At 70.8% G+C, this 19,077-nt stretch carries 19 protein-coding genes; 6 read left to right on the plus strand and 13 right to left on the minus strand.

Annotation, left to right across the window (positions count from 1 at the left end; translation table 11 throughout):
* Positions 1 to 198 precede the first annotated feature (198 nt).
* From ACWEK3_RS10260 to ACWEK3_RS10275, 4 genes are all read left to right on the plus strand, one after another.
* Positions 199 to 942, plus strand: coding sequence for an ABC transporter ATP-binding protein (locus ACWEK3_RS10260; RefSeq protein ID WP_450541246.1), 744 nt, complete (start codon positions 199 to 201; stop codon positions 940 to 942).
* Positions 924 to 2,429 carry a hypothetical protein gene (locus ACWEK3_RS10265; protein ID WP_453249471.1) on the plus strand — a complete coding sequence of 502 codons (1,506 nt, stop codon included), beginning with the start codon at positions 924 to 926 and terminating at the stop codon, positions 2,427 to 2,429. The genes ACWEK3_RS10260 and ACWEK3_RS10265 overlap by 19 nt, the downstream gene beginning before the upstream one ends.
* A 124-nt stretch (positions 2,430 to 2,553) precedes the next feature.
* Positions 2,554 to 2,961 carry a VOC family protein gene (locus tag ACWEK3_RS10270; protein ID WP_376550220.1) on the plus strand — a complete coding sequence of 136 codons (408 nt, stop codon included), beginning with the start codon at positions 2,554 to 2,556 and terminating at the stop codon, positions 2,959 to 2,961.
* Between the two features lie 261 nt (positions 2,962 to 3,222).
* The gene (locus tag ACWEK3_RS10275) at positions 3,223 to 3,960 is read left to right on the plus strand and encodes an LAETG motif-containing sortase-dependent surface protein (protein ID WP_453249472.1); all 738 of its coding nucleotides are present in this window, start codon (positions 3,223 to 3,225) and stop codon (positions 3,958 to 3,960) included.
* Positions 3,961 to 4,019: 59 nt separating this feature from the next.
* Here ACWEK3_RS10275 and ACWEK3_RS10280 read toward each other — a convergent pair whose 3' ends face one another.
* From ACWEK3_RS10280 to rlmN, 5 genes are all read right to left on the minus strand, one after another.
* The gene (locus tag ACWEK3_RS10280; protein WP_453249473.1) at positions 4,020 to 4,817 is read right to left on the minus strand and encodes a maleylpyruvate isomerase N-terminal domain-containing protein; all 798 of its coding nucleotides are present in this window, start codon (positions 4,815 to 4,817) and stop codon (positions 4,020 to 4,022) included.
* Between the two features lie 9 nt (positions 4,818 to 4,826).
* A complete protein-coding gene (locus tag ACWEK3_RS10285) occupies positions 4,827 to 5,861 on the minus strand; it encodes an ABC transporter ATP-binding protein (protein ID WP_450541239.1) in 1,035 nt (344 codons plus the stop codon).
* A 1-nt stretch (position 5,862) separates the two neighbouring features.
* Entirely contained in the window at positions 5,863 to 7,500 is a 1,638-nt protein-coding gene (locus ACWEK3_RS10290) for an ABC transporter permease (protein ID WP_453249474.1), read from the minus strand.
* A 47-nt stretch (positions 7,501 to 7,547) separates the two neighbouring features.
* A complete protein-coding gene (locus tag ACWEK3_RS10295) occupies positions 7,548 to 8,624 on the minus strand; it encodes a thiamine ABC transporter substrate-binding protein (RefSeq protein WP_450541235.1) in 1,077 nt (358 codons plus the stop codon).
* 219 nt (positions 8,625 to 8,843) lie between these two features.
* Positions 8,844 to 9,950: a 23S rRNA (adenine(2503)-C(2))-methyltransferase RlmN gene (rlmN, locus tag ACWEK3_RS10300; protein ID WP_361421491.1), complete on the minus strand. Its 1,107-nt coding sequence runs from the start codon at positions 9,948 to 9,950 to the stop codon at positions 8,844 to 8,846.
* 429 nt (positions 9,951 to 10,379) lie between these two features.
* Here rlmN and ACWEK3_RS10305 point away from each other — a divergent pair, with 429 nt between their 5' ends.
* A complete protein-coding gene (locus tag ACWEK3_RS10305; protein WP_450541233.1) occupies positions 10,380 to 10,628 on the plus strand; it encodes a hypothetical protein in 249 nt (82 codons plus the stop codon).
* A gap of 732 nt (positions 10,629 to 11,360) precedes the next feature.
* Here the strand turns inward: ACWEK3_RS10305 and ACWEK3_RS10310 are convergent.
* The 7 genes from ACWEK3_RS10310 to rpsB form a co-directional block, all read right to left on the minus strand.
* Positions 11,361 to 11,576, minus strand: coding sequence for a hypothetical protein (locus ACWEK3_RS10310; protein ID WP_453249475.1), 216 nt, complete (start codon positions 11,574 to 11,576; stop codon positions 11,361 to 11,363).
* 196 nt (positions 11,577 to 11,772) lie between these two features.
* On the minus strand, positions 11,773 to 12,291 hold the full coding sequence (locus ACWEK3_RS10315; RefSeq protein ID WP_453249476.1) for a hypothetical protein: 519 nt from the start codon (positions 12,289 to 12,291) through the stop codon (positions 11,773 to 11,775).
* 286 nt (positions 12,292 to 12,577) lie between these two features.
* On the minus strand, positions 12,578 to 13,765 hold the full coding sequence (locus ACWEK3_RS10320; protein WP_453249477.1) for a phosphatidate cytidylyltransferase: 1,188 nt from the start codon (positions 13,763 to 13,765) through the stop codon (positions 12,578 to 12,580).
* Entirely contained in the window at positions 13,765 to 14,322 is a 558-nt protein-coding gene (gene frr / locus ACWEK3_RS10325; RefSeq protein ID WP_100571789.1) for a ribosome recycling factor, read from the minus strand. The genes ACWEK3_RS10320 and frr overlap by 1 nt, the downstream gene beginning before the upstream one ends.
* Before the next feature lie 190 nt (positions 14,323 to 14,512).
* Positions 14,513 to 15,265 carry a UMP kinase gene (gene pyrH / locus ACWEK3_RS10330; protein WP_390723637.1) on the minus strand — a complete coding sequence of 251 codons (753 nt, stop codon included), beginning with the start codon at positions 15,263 to 15,265 and terminating at the stop codon, positions 14,513 to 14,515.
* Between the two features lie 209 nt (positions 15,266 to 15,474).
* The gene (gene tsf, locus ACWEK3_RS10335) at positions 15,475 to 16,311 is read right to left on the minus strand and encodes a translation elongation factor Ts (protein ID WP_450541223.1); all 837 of its coding nucleotides are present in this window, start codon (positions 16,309 to 16,311) and stop codon (positions 15,475 to 15,477) included.
* Positions 16,312 to 16,469: 158 nt separating this feature from the next.
* Positions 16,470 to 17,390: a 30S ribosomal protein S2 gene (gene rpsB, locus ACWEK3_RS10340; protein ID WP_384436707.1), complete on the minus strand. Its 921-nt coding sequence runs from the start codon at positions 17,388 to 17,390 to the stop codon at positions 16,470 to 16,472.
* A 270-nt stretch (positions 17,391 to 17,660) separates the two neighbouring features.
* On the opposite strand from rpsB, the gene ACWEK3_RS10345 reads away from it, so the two are divergent.
* Positions 17,661 to 18,401, plus strand: coding sequence for a murein hydrolase activator EnvC family protein (locus ACWEK3_RS10345; protein WP_453249478.1), 741 nt, complete (start codon positions 17,661 to 17,663; stop codon positions 18,399 to 18,401).
* A 93-nt stretch (positions 18,402 to 18,494) separates the two neighbouring features.
* Here the strand turns inward: ACWEK3_RS10345 and ACWEK3_RS10350 are convergent, their stop codons facing one another.
* Positions 18,495 to 19,052: a TetR/AcrR family transcriptional regulator gene (locus tag ACWEK3_RS10350; protein WP_450541302.1), complete on the minus strand. Its 558-nt coding sequence runs from the start codon at positions 19,050 to 19,052 to the stop codon at positions 18,495 to 18,497.
* Positions 19,053 to 19,077: the final 25 nt, after the last annotated feature.

Consider the following 19,077-nt stretch of genomic DNA (forward strand, 5'->3'; position numbering starts at 1 on the left):
GGCCCCGGTGCCGTCCGTTCGAGTGAGAAACGGCGGCCCGGGGCCGTGTGCTGTCCGGGCTCTCCCCAGGGGCTGCCTAGCGTGCCCTTGACGCGTCACTCTGCGTCGGACCGGCTCCGTGACCCGAGGTCTTCATACTCGTTCGCCCGTACGGGGGACACGGCACGGAATTCCCGATGAGAACCGAGGTGTACGCCCATGGACGTCCCACCCGACAACGAGGTGCTCTGGGCGCGGGCCCTGCACTACACCCACGACGACGGCTCGCCCGCCCTCGGCGGTGTCTCCCTCGGTGTCGCGCAGGGCGAGATCCTCGCCGTGAGCGGGCCGAGCGGCAGCGGCAAGACGACCCTGCTGCGGTGCCTGTCCGGTTTGACGCGGGTGCGGCACGGCGAGGTCTGGTTCAACAGCGTCCCGGTGCACACCCTGGGCCCGCTGGCCCGTGAGCGGCTGCGCCGCGACCGGTTCGGCTGGGTCGACCCCGCGCCCGCGCTCGTACCGGAGCTGAACGTCTGGGAGAACACGGCCCTGCCCCTGATGCTGCGCGGCACGAGCCGGCGGCGGGCCAAGGCGGCCGCCCTGGAGTGGCTGGAGCGCCTCGACATCGGCGACCTGGCCCGTATGCGCCCGCACCGGCTGCGCCAGGCCGAGCGGCAGCGCGTCTGCATCGCCCGCGCGCTCGCCCCCTCCCCCACGGTGCTGTTCGCCGACGAGCCGACGGCCCCGCTGCACCGCGCCGACCGCGCCCACGTGCTGCGCACGCTCACCACCGCCGCCCGCTCGCACGGCATCACGGTCGTGCTCGCCACCCACGACCCGGAGACCGCGGCCTTGGCGGACCGGACGGTGGCGGTGCTCGACGGGCGGTGTGTGAAGACCGTGCACCTGCCCCCGGTCGGCGACACCGCGGAAGGCCGGGCCGCGTGCTCGCTCTCCGTCTGATCCGCGTCGCCCGCCCGGGCGTCCAGCTGCGCCGCCTGACGGTCGCGGCGGCGTCGGCGGGCACGGGCTTCCTGCTGCTGTCCAGCCTCGGCTACGCGCTCGGCCACCCGGAGCACTCGGCCGCGGCGGCCCTGCGGCTGTCCTGGTGCGTGCTGCCCCTGGCCGCGACGGTGTACCTCGCGGTCGCGGTGGCCCGCACCGACCCGGGGACCCGTCCCCGGCCGGGCCTGTCGGCGCTCGGCCTCGGCCCGGGCCGCCTGATGGCCGTCTCGGCGGCCACGACCGCCCTGGCCTGCGGGCTCGGCTCGCTGCTCGCGCTGCTGCTCTTCATGTACCTGCGCGGCGACGGTACGGAACTGCCGTTCGACGGCGCGGCACCCGCGTTCCTGGCGGCCGGGGAGCCGCTGCCGGTGCCGGCGGTGCTGACGCTGCTGGCCGTCGTCCCCGCCCTCGCCTCGGTGGCGGTCGCGCTGGTGCTGTGCCCCCGGGAGTCGAGGCCCGCGGCGGCCCGGAACACCGGCCGGAAGTACGGCCGCTTCGGGGCGTACCGGCGCACCGGCACGCGGGAGACGTTCGGGGCGTACGGCCGGTTCGGGGCACGCCTCGGCGCCGGGACCGCCGGGCGACAGAGCCGGTCGGCGACGGAGGGCCGGTCGGCGACGGCGTGCGCGATCCGGCCCCAGGACACGGCCGACGGCACGGCGCGGACCGGGGACGACCTGCCCGGTGATGACCAGCCCGGGGACGACCCGCCCAGGGCCGACCTGTCCGGCGCCGATCCGACCGGGGACGCCCTGTCCGGCGACCCGGAGGACGCCGGACACGAACCCGCGCACGACGACCCGGATCCCCACCGGCCCCCGGCCCCGCGGCAGCCGCCCACCGGGCTCCCCTGGGGCATCGCCGTACTCGCCGCCGGCCTGACCGTGGAGGCGTACGCCGGACGGTCCGCCACACCCGGCGCCGCCCCCGGTCCGGCCCTCCCCGGCGGCCTTGCGGTCGGCTCCGCCCCGGTCCTCATCGGCTGGCTGATGACCGCCCTCGGCCTCGCCCTGGCCGGCCCCGGGCTCACCCACCTGTGCGGCCGTGTGCTCCAGTCCGCGCGCCCGGGCGCCCTGCGCCTCCTGGCCGGGCGCGTCCTGATGGAGGAGGCGGGCCGCGTCGGCCGCCCGCTGGGCGTGGTCTGCGCGGTGGCGTCGGGGACGTACGCCATGATCGCGGCCTACGACGGCACCGCCCGGGCGCTCGGCCCGCTGACGACGCTGGGCACGCTGCTCGTCGCCGGCTGCGCCGTGGCCACCCTGCTGATCGCCGCCGTCGAGGCGAGGCAGTCCCGTGCCGACGCCATCGCCGCGCTGCTGCGGCTCGGCGCGCCGGCCACGATGCTGCGCTCCGCCGCCCTCCTGCGCTGCGGCGCCCTGCTGGCCCTGTTCGTCCCGCTGACCCTGGTGGTCGCCGATCTCGCCGCCCTGCCGCTGGTCCCCTGAACCACCGGCCGGCCGGCCCAGCAGAAGACGCGTGAAAGAAACCCCGGGGCCGCCGATGAGTTCCGCGCGGACCCCGGGTCTACCCCTGTGAACGGCAACGAACCGCGATGGGAGAGACCCCGCCATGTACCAGCAGATGATCTTCGTCAACCTGGCGACGAACGACGTGGCCGCGTCCAGGAAGTTCTTCACCGATCTCGGCTACACCATCAACCCCCAGTTCTCCACCGACGAATGCACCTGCGTCGTCATCAGCGACACGATCATCGCGATGCTGCTCAGCAAGCAGCACTACGCCAACTTCACCAAGAAGGAGATCGCGGACTCGACGAAGTCCAGCGAGGTGCTGATCTGCCTGAGCGCGGAGAGCCGCGAGAAGGTCGACGAACTGGTGCAGAAGGCGGTCGCGGCCGGCGGCACCGCAACCGACGAGGCCCAGGACCAGGGCTTCATGTACGGCCGCTCCTTCGACGACCTCGACGGCCACACCTGGGAGGTCATGTGGATGGACCCGGCGGCGGTGCAGGGCTGAGCCCACGGGGGGTCGAGGCCAGGAGCGATCTGGGCGGGTGCGTCGGCACCCGCCCAGACTCATGCCAACACGTTGAAACCTTTGCGTAGTTAATAATGAGGTAAAGTCAACGCCGTTGGGAGGCTGGCGGATTGACACTCCCGTCGGAGCGCTTATAAATCTGAGCCTCCTGGGGTTACTGGGAGCTCAACCTCATCGTTGCCCCCAACGCCCCTTAAACCCCCCGCAATTGGGCATCCCGTGAAGGGCACAGTGGCCATCTTGTCCATATCCCGTCGTACCGCACGCACCGTGCGCATCCTCGGTGTCGCCTCCGCGTCCGCCGCTCTCGCTCTCGGCGCCGCGGGCAACGCGCTCGCCTGCAACATCAAGGAGTTCTCCGCCGAAGCCAAGTGCGACGGCGAGAAGGGCGTCATCGTCGTCACCGACAAGGACCCCTCCCGCACCGAGGCCGTCGTCTCCGTGTTCCTCCAGAACAACGGCGCCGACGCCCGTGAGGTCGGTGAGCTCACGGTGAAGGGTTCCCGTGAGGGCACCACCATCACCTTCGCCGAGGGCTGGCAGCCGAACGCCACCTACCGCATCCACGTCAAGGCCGGCAAGGACGGAAAGCTGGTCAACGAGGACATCAAGCCGAACTTGACCACTCCGTCCACGGCCTGCAAGACGGAGACCCCGAGCACTCCGGCCACGCCGTCGGCCCCGGAGACGCCGGCCCCGTCGGCGACGGAGTCGGAGTCGCCGTCGGAGTCGGGGTCGGAGTCGGGGTCGGAGTCGGAGTCCGCGGCCCCGACCGCGTCCGCCTCGGAGAGCACCACCGCTCCCGCCGGCGCCGAGAACAACGCTCCGTCGCCCGCGGTCGGTGACTCCAACCTCGCCGAGACCGGTGCCGACTCCAACACCGGCATGATCGCCGGCATCGCGGCCGCCCTGGTCGTCGTCGGCGGTGGCGCGGTCTTCTTCGGTATGCGCCGCCGTGGAGCGAACAGCAACAGCTGACGCCCCACCAGCGCACCACCCGTGGCCCGCCCCCGAACTCGGTGGCGGGTCACGGTAGTTCACTCGAAGGTCGCCCGCGCCAGCCAGAACTCCAGCAGCTCCCGCTCGCCGACCACCTCCAGCTCGGGGCTGTCCAGGGGCAGCCGGCTGTAGAACGCGAGCAGCACGGAGGTGAGCGGCCCCCGCAGGGCGACGGTCGCCTTCTCGTGACCGCGGCGCCAGGTGACGCCCTCCTCGGCCAGCTCAATGACCCACTCGGCGTTCAGCCCGGGATCGCCGTCGGTGGCGTGCAGATGGATGCTGCGGCCCGGACCGCGCAGCTCCTGGGCATCCGGGGACGCCTTCTTCCGCTGGATGAACTCCACGATCTGGAGCCACTCGTCGATGGCGTCGGCGGCCACGTCCGCGGCGACCTCGTAGGGCCGGCCCGCGGCGAGCGCCGCGTCGGCACGGTGGATCGTGATTTCGTGGGTCATACGACGGGCCCAGAAGCCGGTGTCGAGGATCCCGGCCCAGGTCCACACCTTCGTGTCCGGTCCGGCCTCGCGGAGGGCGTCGACGACCATCCGGCCGGTCTCCGCCAGCCAGGCGTCCAGCGCGGCCGGGTCGCCCTGCTCCTTCGGCCCGTTGGCCAGCGGGACCGCGTCGTCCGGGACGTTCTCCAGCGCGCGGGTCCGGACCAGCGCCTCCACCCAACGCAGGGCCCCGCCCATATGCCGTACGAGCTCCTCCAGCGTCCAGTCCGGACAGGTCGGCACGGTGCCGGACAGGTCGGCGCCGGAGGCGATCAGGGAGCGCAACTCGTCGACCTGGTAAGCGATTTCGTCACAGTAACGTTCGTAGGAAAGCAGCGTCATGCCCGCACACTAGGTGGCCTGCGGTCGATCAAGCACCACGATTTCGGTCGTGTCGAACTCCACGGCCACCTCGTCCCCGACCTCCGGTGCCGCGCGCAGGGCGCAGGCCGCTTCCAGGCGGGGGGCGTTGTCGGGCTGGAGGTGGACGGTGACGTGGGTGCCCTTGAAGGTGCGGGCGGTCACCGTGCAGGGCAGTCCCTCGGCGGTGGGGACGAGGCGGACTCCGGCGGGCCGGACGAGGAGGGTGCGGGTGCCCTGGGCCGAGCCGACGGGGACCGGCACCTTGCCCCACGGAGTGACCGCCACCTCGCCCTCCACGTTCGCCTCCACCACATTCTCGAAGCCGAGGAAACGGGCCACGAAGGCGTCGGCCGGCCGCTGCCACACCTCGAGTGGCGTGCCCCACTGGGCGATCCGGCCGTCCCGCATCACCACGACCCGGTCGGCGAGGGCGAACGCCTCGCCCTGGTCGTGCGTGACCGCGAGCACGGTGGTGCCCAACCGCCCGAACAGCTCCCGCAGTTCGACGACGAGACGCTCCCGCAACGAGCGGTCGAGCTGGCCGAGCGGCTCGTCCAGCATCAGCAGCCGCGGCCGAGGGGCGAGCGCCCGGGCGAGGGCCACCCGCTGCTGCTCCCCGCCGGAGAGCGCGGCCACGGCCCGCCGCCCGGCACCGGGCAGCCCGACCAACTCCAGCAACTCCCCCACGCGGGCGTCCCGTTCACTCCTCGCCGCGCCGTGCATCCGCAGCCCGAAGCCGACATTTCCGGCCACGTCCCGCTGCGGGAACAGCTGGTGGTCCTGGAACATCAGCCCCACCTCGCGCCGGTGCACCGGCACCCCCGACTGGTCCCGCCCGTCCAGCAGTACCCGCCCGGAGTCCAGCGGCTGAAGCCCGGCCACCGCGCGCAGCAGGGTCGACTTGCCGCTGCCGCTGGGTCCGAGCACGCACACGATCTCGTGCTCGGCGACCGACAGGTCGACCGCGTCCAGCGCGGCCCGCCCGCCGAAGCGCACGGTCGCGGCCTCAAGGCTCAGCAGCATCTCAGAACTCCCCGCTCCGGTCGGTGCGCAGGCGTTCCAGCACCAGCAGCGCCACCGCGCACACCACCATCAGAATCGTCGACAGGGCCATCGCCTGGCCGTAGTTGAGGTCGCCGGGCCGGCCGATCAGCCGGGCCACGGCGACCGGCAGCGTCGGCCGGTCGGGCCGCGCGATGAACACGGTCGCCCCGAACTCCCCCAGTGACACCGCGAAGGCGAACCCGGCGGCGATCAGCAGCGCCCGCCGTACCAGGGGCAGGTCGACCTCCCGCCACACCCGCCACGGCGAGGCCCCGAGCACGGCCGCCGCCTCCCGTAGCCGTACGTCCACCGCGCGCAGCACGGGCAGCATGGTCCGTACGACGAAGGGCACGCCGACCAGGGCCTGTGCCAGCGGGACCAGGATCCAGGACTGCCTGAGGTCCAGCGGCGGGCGGTCCAGGGCGATCAGGAAGCCGAAGCCGACGGTCACCGCGGAGACCCCGAGCGGCAGCATCAGCAGCGCGTCGAAGCCGCGTACGAGCCGGCCCACGATGGGGGTCCCCCCGTTGGAGCGAAGGCGAGAAGGGGGGAGGCGGGTGAGGGCCGCGGCGGCGAGCGCGCCGATCACCACGGCGATGGCGGTCGCCGCGGCGGCATAGCTCAGGGAAGTGCCGACGGCGTCGATCGGCGCGACCAGGAAGGTGCCGCCGTCCGCGTTCGTCAGCGCCCGGTAGTAGCCGAACCCGGGCGCGGTGAGCGACCGCTGCACCAGCACGGCGAGCGGCAGCACGACGAGGACGGCGATGGTGGCGAGGACCCCGGCCAGCAGCGTCCACTGCCCGGCACCGCGCGGCCGACGGGCGGTCAGCGAGGCGTCCACCAGTTTCAGCGCGGTCTCGCGGCGCCGTACGGTCCAGGCGTGCACGGCGAGGATCGCGCCCACCGCGGCGAACTGGAGGATCGTCAGGACCGCGGCGGTGGCCAGGTCGAAGATCTCGGACGTCTGCCGGTAGATCTCCACCTCGAGGGTGGAGAAGGTGGGGCCACCGAGGATCTGCACCACACCGAAGGAGGTGAACGTGAACAGGAAGACCATGAGTGCGGCGGCGGCGACCGCGGGCGCCAGCGCGGGCAGGGTGACCTTGCGCCAGGCTGCGAGCGGCGAGGCGCCGAGCATCCGGGCCGCCTCCTCCTGGCGCGGGTCGAGCCCCGCCCACAGACCGCCCACGGTCCGTACGACGACGGCGTAGTTGAAGAAGACGTGGGCGAGCAGGATCGCCCAGACCATGGTGTCCAGCCGTACGCCCCACAGTTCGTCGAGCAGGCCGCCGCGCCCGACCAGCGCGAGGAACGCGGTGCCGACCACGACCGTGGGCAGTACGAACGGCACGGTGACGACGGCCCGCAGAACCTGCCGGCCGGGGAATTCGAGGCGCGCGAAGACATAGGCGCCGGGCAGGGCGACGAGCAGGGTGAGCACGGTGGAGGCGAGCGCCTGCCAAGTGGTGAACCACAGGACGTGCCGGATGTCGGACTGTCCGAGCACATCGGCGATCCGTCCCAACTGCCAGACACCGTCGGCCTCCAGGCCACGCCGGACGATCGCGGCCACGGGGTAGGCGAAGAACACCGCGAAGAACGCGACGGGCACGGCCATGAGACCGAGCCGCGCCGCGTTCCCCGTCCGGCGGCCGCGTCCGCGGCCTACCTGAGGACGAGCGATGTCCACGACTTGACCCACTGGTCACGGTTGGCGGCGATCTCGGCGGGGGCCATGGTCGCGGGGTCCTTGGCCTGGGGGCCGTACTTCACGAACTCCGGGGGCACCTGGGCGCCTTCGCGCACCGGGTAGACGAACATGTTCAGCGGCATGTCGTCCTGGAACTTCTTGGTGATCAGGAAGTCCAGGAAGGCCTTGCCGCCCTCGGTGTTCCCGGCGTTGCTCAGCAGTCCGGCGTACTCGACCTGGCGGAAGCAGGTGCCCTGCGCGACGCCGGTCGGCGCGGTCTTCGGCCGCGGGTCGGCGTAGATGACCTCGGCGGGCGGCGAGGAGGCGTAGGAGACGACGAGGGGACGGTCGCCCTTGGCCTTCCTGCCGCCGGCGGAGCCGGAGAACTCCTGGTTGTAGGCCTGCTCCCAGCCGTCGACGACCTTGACGCCGTTGGCCTTGAGCTTCTTCCAGTAGTCCTGCCAGCCCTTGTCCCCGTACCGGGCGGCGGTGCCGAGCAGGAAGCCGAGGCCGGGCGAGGAGGTGGCGGCGTTCTCGGTGACGAGGAGGTTCTTGTACTCCGGCTTGACCAGGTCGTCGAACGAGGCGGGCGGGGTCAGCTTGTGGTCGGCGAAGTACTTCTTGTCGTAGTTGACGCAGATGTCGCCGGTGTCGATGGGCGTGACCCGGCGCTTCGCCTCGTCGACGCGGTACTGCGGCAGGATCAGGTCCGAACCCTTCGGCTCGTACGACTGGAACAGCCCGTTGTCCAGGGCGCGGGACAGCAGCGTGTTGTCGACGCCGAAGAAGACGTCGCCCTGCGGGTTGTCCTTGGTGAGGATGGCCTTGTTGACCGCCTGGCCGGCGTCGCCGTCCTCGAGGACCTTGACCTTGTAGCCGGAGCTCTTCTCGAAGTCCGCGATGACGCTCTTGGAGGCGGCCCACGAGTTGTGGCTGACCAGGGTCACCGTCCTGGAGCCGGCCGAACTCTTGTCGCCCGGCGACGAACCGCACGCCGACAGCGTGACCAGGCCGAGCCCGACCGCCACGACGGCGAACGTCTTGGTGTGCACTGAAGTCCTCCTGGGGGTTGGCCAGGAAGAGACGCGGCCCTGCCCGGGATCCGCGAGGGACACCCGGGCAGGGCACAACAGCTTGAGTGATGACCGAACTTCCTACCCAGAATGACCTGGGCGAGGTTCAGAGGGTCTGCGGCCGGTGCCGCACTCTCAGCGCTGTGGCGCTCCCCTGTCGGAATATGAAGATGTGTGCGGTATCAGCCTACCGTCCGGCTACCTTTCGGTGGCAGCCAGCTGACCGCAGGCGCCGTCGATCTCCTGACCGCGGGTGTCCCGGATGGTCACCGGCACACCGTGGGCGGCGATCGCCTCGACGAACGCCTTCTCGTCCTCGGGCCGGGACGCGGTCCACTTGGAGCCGGGCGTCGGGTTCAGCGGGATGAGGTTGACGTGCACCGGCCTGCCCTTGAGCAGCCGGCCGAGCCGGTCGCCGCGCCACGCCTGGTCGTTGATGTCCCGGATCAGCGCGTACTCGATGGACAGCCGGCGCCCGGACCTGGCGGTGTACTCGAATCCGGCGTCGAGCACCTCCCGTACCTTCCACCGCGTGTTGACCGGGACGAGCGTGTCGCGCAGTTCGTCGTCCGGCGCGTGCAGGGAGATGGCGAGCCGGCACTTGAAGCCCTCGTCGGAGAACCGGTGGATGGCCGGGACCAGGCCCACCGTCGAGACGGTGATCCCGCGCTGGGACAGGCCGAGCCCGTCCGGCTCGGGGTCGGTCAGGGCGCGGATGGCGCCGACGACGCGGTTGTAGTTGGCGAGCGGCTCGCCCATGCCCATGAAGACGATGTTCGACAGGCGAGCGGGACCACCGGGGACCTCTCCGTCCCGCAGGGCGCGCATCCCGTCCACGATCTGGTGCACGATCTCGGCGGTGGACAGGTTCCGGTCGAGGCCGGCCTGTCCCGTGGCGCAGAACGGGCAGTTCATGCCGCAGCCCGCCTGCGAGCTGATGCACATGGTCACCCGGTCCGGGTAGCGCATGAGCACCGACTCCACGAGCGTGCCGTCGAACAGGCGCCACAGCGTCTTGCGGGTGGTCCCCTGGTCGGTCGACAGATGCCGTACGACCGTCATCAGCTCGGGAAGCAGCGCCTCCTGGAGCTTGGCGCGGGATCCGGCGGGGATGTCGGTCCACTGCTCCGGGTCGTGCGCGTACCGCGCGAAGTAGTGCTGCGCGAGCTGCTTGGCACGGAACGGCTTCTCGCCGATCGCGGCGACAGCCTCCTTGCGCTCGGCAGGCGACAGATCGGCAAGGTGCCGCGGCGGCTTCTTGGCACCGCGCGGGGCGACGAAAGTGAGTTCTCCGGGCTTAGGCATGGCTGTACCAGTGTCGCAGATCAAATCCGGTGACCTGGGGCTGCCGGTCGGGACACCTGTCGCCGGTGGTCGCCATCCGTCGCCGCCGGTCCCTCTCGGACGGGTACACTTCCCGACGCTCGGTCCTGAGAGCGCTGCGGTGGGTGACCCTTCCCTGGTCATAGGCCTGCTTGCGAGCCGCCGGATACGTCAGAACGGCCGTTCCTACTGTCCCGGGCACACCGACACTCGCTCCGAGCACCGCCGATACACCTTGATCCATGCGCTTGTCGAGCCGTGATCGCGGCGGGCGACCGACCGCTCGGTACCCGCTGATATGGCGGCGAGTGATGGAGCGGTGGGGTCCGCTCGTCGCGGCTGACCCCCTCAAGGCGACCTATGGGCACGGGGGTTGCTGTACCTCCCTGCTGTACAGCAGCCAGATGCGCGATGTACAACATCGGCATGACGACTCAACCGACGCGGGCGATGTGGTGGGCCGAGACAGCCGTCTTCCTCACCGCGGCCGCCGCGACCCTCACGGCGATCGCGTTTCTGGTGTCGTTGGCAGCCGGGGGCCGCCACGTGACCCTCGACATCGTGTCGATCGCGCTGTCCATCGGCGTCGGTATCTTCGTGAGCGGTCGGTTCAGGGCGTGGGGGTTGCGTCGCAGAGCCGCGTGCCACACACAACCTTGAAAACCGTCGTGGCGCGAGTCACCGTGAGTTCAAATCCCCCACCCACCGCACAGATTGACGGCCCCTGACCAGGTAAACCGGTCAGGGGCCGTCGTGCCGTGCGCTGTCCGTGAGTGCCCGTCGTTCCCCGGTGTTCCCCGCTCGATCGGGCGCGTGATCACCAGCACCCAGCCCGCGACTCCGTCAGCCGCAAATCGCTGCTGCACCGCACAGGCGCCGGTGACCCCTACCTGTTCTGCCTCTCTGCCTTCCTGATCCGGAGAAGGTGCACGGCTCCAGCAATCCAGCTCAGGAACAGCATGGCAGAAGCGGACTCGAGCATCTGGACCCAGCGGTCACCATCCGTGATCAACTCGGCGAGGTAAATCCCCGCGTAAAGGCTCCCCGTCGCGAACAAGAGGACCGAGCTTCTACCAAGCGATCCCCGCGTCTTGCCGGTTTTTGCTCCCACCTGGACACTCTGCATGCCGCTCATGATCTGTGCGATCGGGCCGCATGGCTATAACCCGACAGTCGTCGCTGCCATACCCGGCTGACCGCTGCCGTTCGCACTGCCGTCAGCGGTCGTCACTGGTCGCCGCTGATCGCCCTCGGACGGCCCACAGACGGCCCGGCCGATGGGCCGTGCGCCTCCGGTGTCAACGTTCTGTATCCGGCGGAAGATGTTTGCCGCCTTTTGACTCAAAACGCCATCCAATTCCCACTCCGGGACGTATCACCTTCAAACATGTCTCATATGCCTCTGGCATATTCAGGAGGAACGCGATGGCGATCTTCAATGTTCTCTTCCCCGCCCGTGGCCATGACCACGGCCACGGCCACGGGGGCCACCGTGGCCACGGAGAGCGTGGCGAGCGCGGAGAGCGCGGAGAGCGTGGCGGGCGCGGAGAGCGTGGCGAACGCGGAGAGCGTGGCGAACGCGGCGAACGCGGCGAACGCGGCGGGCACGGTTACTGATTTTGGTCACTACTAGTCCCCTGGGAGCGGAGCGGACCGAAGCCCGAGGGAGCCGGTCCGCTCCGTTGGCACGTCCCGCGGCGGCTGCTGTCGATGGGAACGGATCCGCAGGCCGTGGTTCGAGGCCGCGCCGCCGGCCGTCCGCGCCCGCCCGGAGGAGCGAAGCGACGACGGGTGGGTGCTTGCTCTAGCAGCACGCCTCGACGCCGCTGTTCACGAACGAGTCGACATTGATCGAGTAGCCGGCTCCGGTGGTGAGGTCGGGGCGGCTTCCGTGACCGTCCTCCGCGAGGCCCTCGGCGGTGAGGAAGACGATCTGCAGGACCATGTTCTCTCTGGCGAAGCACAGGTCATCGGGCAAGGCCTCGGGGTCCGGATTCCATCCGTCCCGTACCACCGCCGTCCGGTAGTACGCGGCCACTTCGGCCTGCGTGCCGGGGAAGGCGTATGTCCGGTTGGCATACACCGAGACATCGCCGCTGTCCGCCCAGCAGCCGGCGTCAACCTTCTCGAAGCCCCGGGCGACGGTGGCCCCGGCGGGCCGGGAGTCGAGGATGTCGAGCGCCGCCATCTCCTTCACCCGGTCCTCGGTCCCCTCGCAGTCCCCAGCGAGTTCCACCAACGCGCAGCCGGTGAGCGTTACGGCCGCCAGCGCGGTCGACAGGAGCAGGGATATCGGGCGGGTGGTACCTGTCGGCAGAGGCAAAGCGGGCTCCAGGTCAAGGTCGGGGCGGAGGGAGGAGGCGGTACGCCGGGCAAAATAGTCATCCGTGCCCGCTCCGGAGCAGGCACCGCCCAGTTCTACCTAGCAGCCGTCACCCTCGCATCGCTTCGCACCATCGGCACCGCAGATCGCCGTGATAGATGCCGTCATCCCCCAGCCGAGCCTGCCCCATGGGGAGGACCTTAACGTCTCAGGCCCGGCACGTGGTCCAGGCGGTGAACGGCGTCGAGCCCCCACCCGGCGGGGTGGGGGCTCGGTGGTCGTGGGTTCAGGCGGAGCCGACGAAGAGGACCATCAGGAGCCAGACCACCGGCGCGGTGGGCAGCAGGGAGTCGAGGCGGTCCATGATGCCCCCGTGGCCGGGAAGCAGGGTGCCCATGTCCTTGATGCCCAGGTCCCGCTTGATCATGGACTCGCCGAGGTCGCCGAGGGTGGCGGTGGCGGCGACCGCGAGGCCGAGCAGCAAACCCTGCCACCAGGCGCCGTCGTCGATCAGGAACTGCATGCACAGCGCGCCGGCCACCATCGCGAAGGCCACCGCGCCGAACAGGCCCTCGCGGGTCTTGCCCGGGCTGATCCGCGGGGCGAGCTTGTGCCGGCCGAAGCGCCAGCCGACGGCGTACGCGCCCGTGTCGCTGACCACCGTGAGCACGAGGAATGTCAGCACACGGCGCGGACCGTCGTCCGCGGTGAGCATCATCGCGACGAACGTGGCCAGGAACGGCACGTAGAACGCCGCGAAGACACCGGCCGTGACGTCCTTGAGGTAGCCCTCCGGCGGTTCCGTCATGCGCCAGACCAGGACCGCGAGCGCCGTCAGCGCCATCGCCACCCAGGCGCCCTCTGCGCCCCGGACGTACCCGGCGACCACCATGGCCGCGCCGCCGACCGCAAGTGGCACGAGCGGCGCCTTGATGCCCTTGCGCTCCTCGAGCCGGCTGGTGAGTTCCCACAGGCCGACCACGACCGCGATCGCGATGACACCCACGAAGACGGCCTTGACGACGAACAGCGACACGACGATCACCGCGCCGAGCCCGAGGCCGACGCCTATGGCGGCACCCAGGTCGCGGCCCGCGCTCTTCTTCTGCGGCGCGGGCGCCGGCTGCGGGGCGTCGGGCATGGGCTCCGGATTCTGCGACGCCGCCCCGTGGAAGGACGGTGTCTGCGGCGTGTCATGGGACCACGGCTGCGGCACGCGGTGCGGCTGCTGCGGCGTGTCGTCGCGGAACGAGGCGCCGCCCGGCTGGGCGGCGCCCCGGTCGTCATCCTGGTTTCCGCCGTGAGCGGGCACGTCGGGCACGACGGGCATGGGGCGGGTCCGCTGGGCGTCATGCGCATCGTACGCGGGACCCGCCGGAGCGGCCCCCGGGACGGGTCCCTGATGGGCGGGTGAACCGTCCGCGGGCCCCCAGTACCCGGCTTGCCGCGGCGCTCCCCAGGAAGTGTCGTCCATCAGACTTCGAGCAGCTCCGCTTCCTTGTGCTTCAGGAGCTCGTCCACCTGCGCCACGTACTTCGCGGTGGTGTCGTCGAGCTCCTTCTCCGCACGACGGCCCTCGTCCTCGCCGACCTCGCCGTCCTTGATCAGCTTGTCGATGGCGTCCTTGGCCTTGCGGCGCACGGAGCGGATGGACACCTTGGCGTCCTCGCCCTTGCCCTTGGCGACCTTGATGTAGTCGCGGCGGCGCTCCTCGGTGAGCTCGGGGAACACCACGCGGATGATGTTGCCGTCGTTGCTCGGGTTGACGCCCAGGTCGGAGTCGCGGATCGCCTGCTCGATGTTGCGCAGCGCGGTCTTGTCGAACGGGGTCACGACGGCCATGCGCGGCTCCGGCACGGAGAACGAGGCCAGCTGGTTGATCGGCGTCGGCGCGCCGTAGTAATCGGCCACGATCTTGTTGAACATCGCCGGGTGCGCACGGCCGGTGCGGATCGCGGCGAAGTCCTCCTTGGCGACCACGACGGCCTTCTCCATCTTCTCCTCGGCCTCGAGGAGGGTCTCTTCGATCACCACTTGCTCCTGCGTGTCTTGAGTAGGCCCGGCCGCGGTTTCCCTGTCGGGACCGGCGGCCGGCTTCGTCGCGTCATCTTCCTGCACGGTTCCCGACCGGCAGGACATTGTCCATCCCCCGGCCAGGGTCCGTCCCGTCCGTCGCCCGGACAGGTCTCTTTCCGGCTTCCCGCGGTGCGGGCTCCGCCGGTCAGTCCCGGTGGTCACCCACAAGCGTGCCGATCTTCTCACCCTTGACGGCGCGGGCGATATTGCCCTCCTTCAGGAGCTCGAAGACGACGATCGGGAGCTTGTTGTCACGGCACAGCGTGATCGCCGTGGCGTCGGCGACCTTGAGGTCCCGTGTGATGACCTCCCCGTAGCCGAGGGAGTCGAACTTCACGGCGTCCGGGTTGGCCTTCGGGTCGGAGTCGTAAACCCCGTCCACGCCGTTCTTCCCCATGAGCAGCGCCTCAGCGTCGATCTCCAGGGCGCGCTGGGCAGCGGTGGTGTCGGTGGAGAAGTACGGCATGCCCATACCGGCGCCGAAGATGACTACGCGGCCCTTCTCCAGGTGGCGCACGGCGCGCAGCGGGATGTACGGCTCGGCGACCTGGCCCATGGTGATGGCGGTCTGGACCCGGCTGTCGATGCCTTCCTTCTCCAGGAAGTCCTGCAGGGCGAGGCAGTTCATCACGGTGCCGAGCATGCCCATGTAGTCCGAGCGGGCTCGGTCCATGCCGCGCTGCTGGAGTTCGGCACCGCGGAAGAAGTTGCCGCCGCCGATCACGACCGCGATCTGCGCGCCGTCGCGCACGACGGCCGCGATCTCACGGGCGATGGCGTGCACCACGTCCGGGTCGACGCCCAGGCCCCCGCCGCCGGAGAAGGCCTCTCCGGACAGCTTCAGCAGAAACCGGCCGGGTACTTTGCCGTCGTCGCTCTTCTGGGCCTTGGTGGTCATGAGATCCCGCCTTTGTTATACGTGGTGCACATGCGAAGAAGGCCATTGCCGGTGGGGCGTGTTTCGCATCCCATGCAGCGGCAATGGCCTCCTCGTCAGATCTGCTGCCGTCCGTCACTCGCATGTACGTGGCTGCACACACGAGCGACATGGACGACTGCTGTCGACCCTATCGGGGTCGGGGGTCCGTCGCGGTACGGACCTTGGACTCAGATGCCGACCTTGATGCGCGTGAAGCGCTTCAGGGTGACACCGGCCTCGTCCAGGACCTTCTGGACCGACTTCTTGTTGTCCAGGGCGTAGGGCTGACCGAGCAGCGTCGCGTCCTTGAAGAAGCCGTTCAGGCGGCCCTCGACGATCTTGGCGATCGCGGCCTCGGGCTTGCCCTCGGCGCGGGTGGTCTCCTCGGCGACACGACGCTCGGACTCGACGATGTCGGCCGGCACGTCCTCCTTGGCGAGGTACTTCGGCGCGAAGGCGGCGATGTGCTGGGCGATGCCCTTGGCGACCTCGGCGTTCGGCTTGTCGAGCTCGACGAGGACACCGATCTGCGGGGGCAGGTCGGGCATCGTGCGGTGCATGTACGCGGTCACGAAGCCGTCGGAGAACTGCGCGAAGCGGTCCAGGACGATCTTCTCGCCGAGGTTGGCGTTGGCCTCGTCCACGAACGCCTGGACGGTCTTGCCGGGCTCGATCTCGGAGGCGAGCAGGGCCTCGAGGTCGGCCGGGGAGGTCTTGGCAACGTGCTCGGCGAGCGCGCGGGCGACGGACTGGAACTTCTCGCCCTTGGCGACGAAGTCCGTCTCGCACTTCAGCTCGACGAGGACACCGGAGGAGTTGTCGTCGGCGATGATCGAGACCACGGCGCCGTTCTCGGCGGAGCGGCCCTCGCGCTTGGCGACGCCCTTCTGGCCCTTGATACGGAGCGCCTCGACGGCCTTCTCGACGTTGCCCTCGGCCTCGTCCAGCGCCTTCTTGCAGTCCATCATGCCGGCGCCGGTGAGCTCGCGGAGCTTCTTGACGTCGGCGGCGGTGTAGTTCGCCATGAGTCTGTGAATCTTTCTCGAAGTCTGGAGGATCGAAGATCTGCACGGTCTGCGATCTACATGTAGATGCAGATGCCCGACTCTGTGCTGACCTACGGGTGAACGGCGGGAGCGGACTTCATGTCGCCGCTCCCGCCGTCAACGCTGGCGCTGACGGATCAGGCCTGCTCGCCCTCGGCAGCCGGAGTCTCGGCGGCCGGCGCCTCGGCAGCCGGTGCCTCGGCAGCCGGCGCCTCCGCAGCCGGCGCCTCGGCGGCGGGAGCCTCCGCAGCCGGAGCCTCCGCAGCCGGGGCCTCCTCGGCCTTCTTCTCACCCTCGAGCAGGTCGCGCTCCCACTCGGCGAGCGGCTCGCCCGCGGCCTTCTCGCCCTTGCCCTCGGTGGCGACGCCGGAGCGGGCGATGAGGCCCTCGGCGACCGCGTCGGCGATCACACGGGTGAGCAGGGTGACGGAGCGGATCGCGTCGTCGTTGCCCGGGATCTTGTAGTCGACCTCGTCGGGGTCGCAGTTGGTGTCGAGGATGGCGACGACCGGGATGTTGAGCTTGCGGGCCTCGCCGACCGCGATGTGCTCCTTCTTGGTGTCCACGATCCAGACGGCGCTGGGCACCTTCTGCATCTCGCGGATACCGCCGAGGGTCTTCTCCAGCTTGGCCTTCTCGCGGGAGAGGACCAGGAGCTCCTTCTTGGTCAGACCGGAGGCCGCGACGTCCTCGAAGTCGATCTGCTCGAGCTCCTTCAGGCGCTGCAGGCGCTTGTAGACGGTCGAGAAGTTGGTGAGCATGCCGCCCAGCCAGCGCTGGTTGACGAAGGGCATGCCGACGCGGGTGGCCTGCTCGGCGATGGCCTCCTGCGCCTGCTTCTTCGTACCGACGAACATGACCGTGCCGCCGTGGGCGACGGTCTCCTTGACGAACTCGTAGGCGCGGTCGATGTACGACAGCGACTGGAGCAGGTCGATGATGTAGATGCCGTTGCGCTCGGTGAAGATGAAGCGCTTCATCTTCGGGTTCCAACGGCGGGTCTGGTGACCGAAGTGGACGCCGCTCTCCAGCAGCTCCCGCATCGTGACGACGGCCATGGCCGTACTCCTTGAGTTTCTCGGTTGTGCCGCGGAAGCCGGACGGCTTCCGCGCCTGACGCCCTGGTGCGCCGTGCCACGAGGGACCGAGGGGCGCTGACACCCGCCGTTTCCGGTCATGGTGTCGGGGCGTGCGAAGTCGACCCAGTGACCCGGGTCGCCACCAGAAGTGTACGGGACCCGCGGGGCGCCGGGTGACGCCGCTGTCCACAACCGGTGAGTTGTCCACAGGTTCGGGCCGCCGTCGGCGGGGTGCGGGACGGTGGGCGCATGGTTCGGATGCGTGCGATGGGATGGATGGCCGCCGGTGCCCGGCGGCGGCTGCTGCCCAGGTGGGCGGCGGCGGTGGCGGCCTCTTTGGCGCTGGTGGCACTCATGGCCTCGGCAGCGCTGCTGGGCTCGGCGGCGTGGGCAGCCTGGGCGGACGGTGGCCCCGCCGCGCCGGCCGGCCCTGACTCCGATCCCGGCCTCGGCCCCGGCCCCGGCCCTGGCCCTGGCCCTGGCCCTGGCCCTGGCTCCGGCTCCGGCTCCGGCTCCGGGGAAGGGGATCCGCCGGTACCGGCCGTGGGCCGGGTATGGCCGGTGGGGGTACGCCCCGGGGTGCTGCGCGGCTGGGATCCTCCGGCGACGGTCTACGGGCCCGGGCACCGGGGCGTGGACCTCGGCGCGTCGCCGGGCGCGCCGGTTCGGTCGGTGGCGGCCGGGCGGGTGTTCTTCGCGGGCCCGGTGGCCGGCAGAGGCGTGGTGTCGGTCGAGCTGACGGGTACCGGCGACCCACCGCTGCGGACGACGTACGAACCAGTGAGGGCGTCGGTGAAGCGGGGCGACGAGGTGGCGGCCGGCGAGGTCATCGGCACCGTGGAGGCGACGGGCCGGCACTGCGAGGGCCCATGCGTCCACTGGGGTCTGCTGCGCGGCAAGACCTACCTGAACCCGCTTCTCCTGCTCCCGCCGTGGCTCCTGAACGGGCCGACGAGGCTGCTGCCGGTGCTGGGGGTGCCGCTGCCCTGACCGCGGGGCGGGCGGGCCTCCTGCCCCCGGCCGAGGGCTGGGGAGCCTCCTGCGGAGCCGGTCCGGCCCGTGCCGTCCCAGCCTCCGCCGGCGTCAGCCGCAGACGCCGTGCAGTGCCATCCCCACCGCGGCCTCGGCGATGGCCGCCGGATCCTCCGCGGCGCCCAGTTCGATCCGCCGCACCGCCGCGTCCACCACGCCCTGGAGCAGTATCGCCGCCAGCCGCGGCTGCTCGTGCCCCAGCTCCCTCAGCGCCTCCACGATCATGGCGACGAGCCCGCCGTGGGCGGCCCGGATCTTCTCCCGGGCACCCGCGTCCAGCTCACTCGCCGAGATCGCCACGACGGCCCGGTGCCGCCGGTCCCCGACCAGCTCCAGTTGCTTGCGCACATACGCCTCGACCTTGGCCGCGGGCCCGTCGGCGGAGGCCATCGCGGCCGCGACCTCCGCGGCCCACACCGGGAAGTCGACCTCGCACAGCTCCTCGACCACGGCGGCCCGTGACCGGAAATACTCGTACACCGACGACCGCGCGAGCCCCGTCCGCTCGGCCAGGGCGGGGAAGGTCAGCGCCTCCGTCCCGCCCTCGGACAGCAGGGTCCGCGCCGCGTCCAGCAGGGCGGCTCGCTGCATCGACCGGTGCTCGGCCACGGAGGCCGCTCGAATCCTTGGCACG

It is taken from the genome of Streptomyces sp. NPDC004721 (assembly GCF_053601495.1).

Excerpts from the sequence above, each read along its gene's own strand:
- ACWEK3_RS10260 (WP_450541246.1), top strand. The coding sequence starts at position 199 with ATGGACGTCCCACCCGACAACGAGGTGCTCTGGGCGCGGGCCCTGCAC.
- ACWEK3_RS10270 (WP_376550220.1), top strand. The coding sequence starts at position 2,554 with ATGTACCAGCAGATGATCTTCGTCAACCTGGCGACGAACGACGTGGCC.
- ACWEK3_RS10280 (WP_453249473.1), bottom strand. The coding sequence starts at position 4,817 with ATGACGCTGCTTTCCTACGAACGTTACTGTGACGAAATCGCTTACCAG.
- ACWEK3_RS10285 (WP_450541239.1), bottom strand. The coding sequence starts at position 5,861 with ATGCTGCTGAGCCTTGAGGCCGCGACCGTGCGCTTCGGCGGGCGGGCC.
- ACWEK3_RS10290 (WP_453249474.1), bottom strand. The coding sequence starts at position 7,500 with ATGGCCGTGCCCGTCGCGTTCTTCGCGGTGTTCTTCGCCTACCCCGTG.
- rlmN (WP_361421491.1), bottom strand. The coding sequence starts at position 9,950 with ATGCCTAAGCCCGGAGAACTCACTTTCGTCGCCCCGCGCGGTGCCAAG.
- ACWEK3_RS10305 (WP_450541233.1), top strand. The coding sequence starts at position 10,380 with ATGTACAACATCGGCATGACGACTCAACCGACGCGGGCGATGTGGTGG.
- ACWEK3_RS10320 (WP_453249477.1), bottom strand. The coding sequence starts at position 13,765 with ATGGACGACACTTCCTGGGGAGCGCCGCGGCAAGCCGGGTACTGGGGG.
- pyrH (WP_390723637.1), bottom strand. The coding sequence starts at position 15,265 with ATGACCACCAAGGCCCAGAAGAGCGACGACGGCAAAGTACCCGGCCGG.
- tsf (WP_450541223.1), bottom strand. The coding sequence starts at position 16,311 with ATGGCGAACTACACCGCCGCCGACGTCAAGAAGCTCCGCGAGCTCACC.
- rpsB (WP_384436707.1), bottom strand. The coding sequence starts at position 17,390 with ATGGCCGTCGTCACGATGCGGGAGCTGCTGGAGAGCGGCGTCCACTTC.
- ACWEK3_RS10345 (WP_453249478.1), top strand. The coding sequence starts at position 17,661 with ATGGTTCGGATGCGTGCGATGGGATGGATGGCCGCCGGTGCCCGGCGG.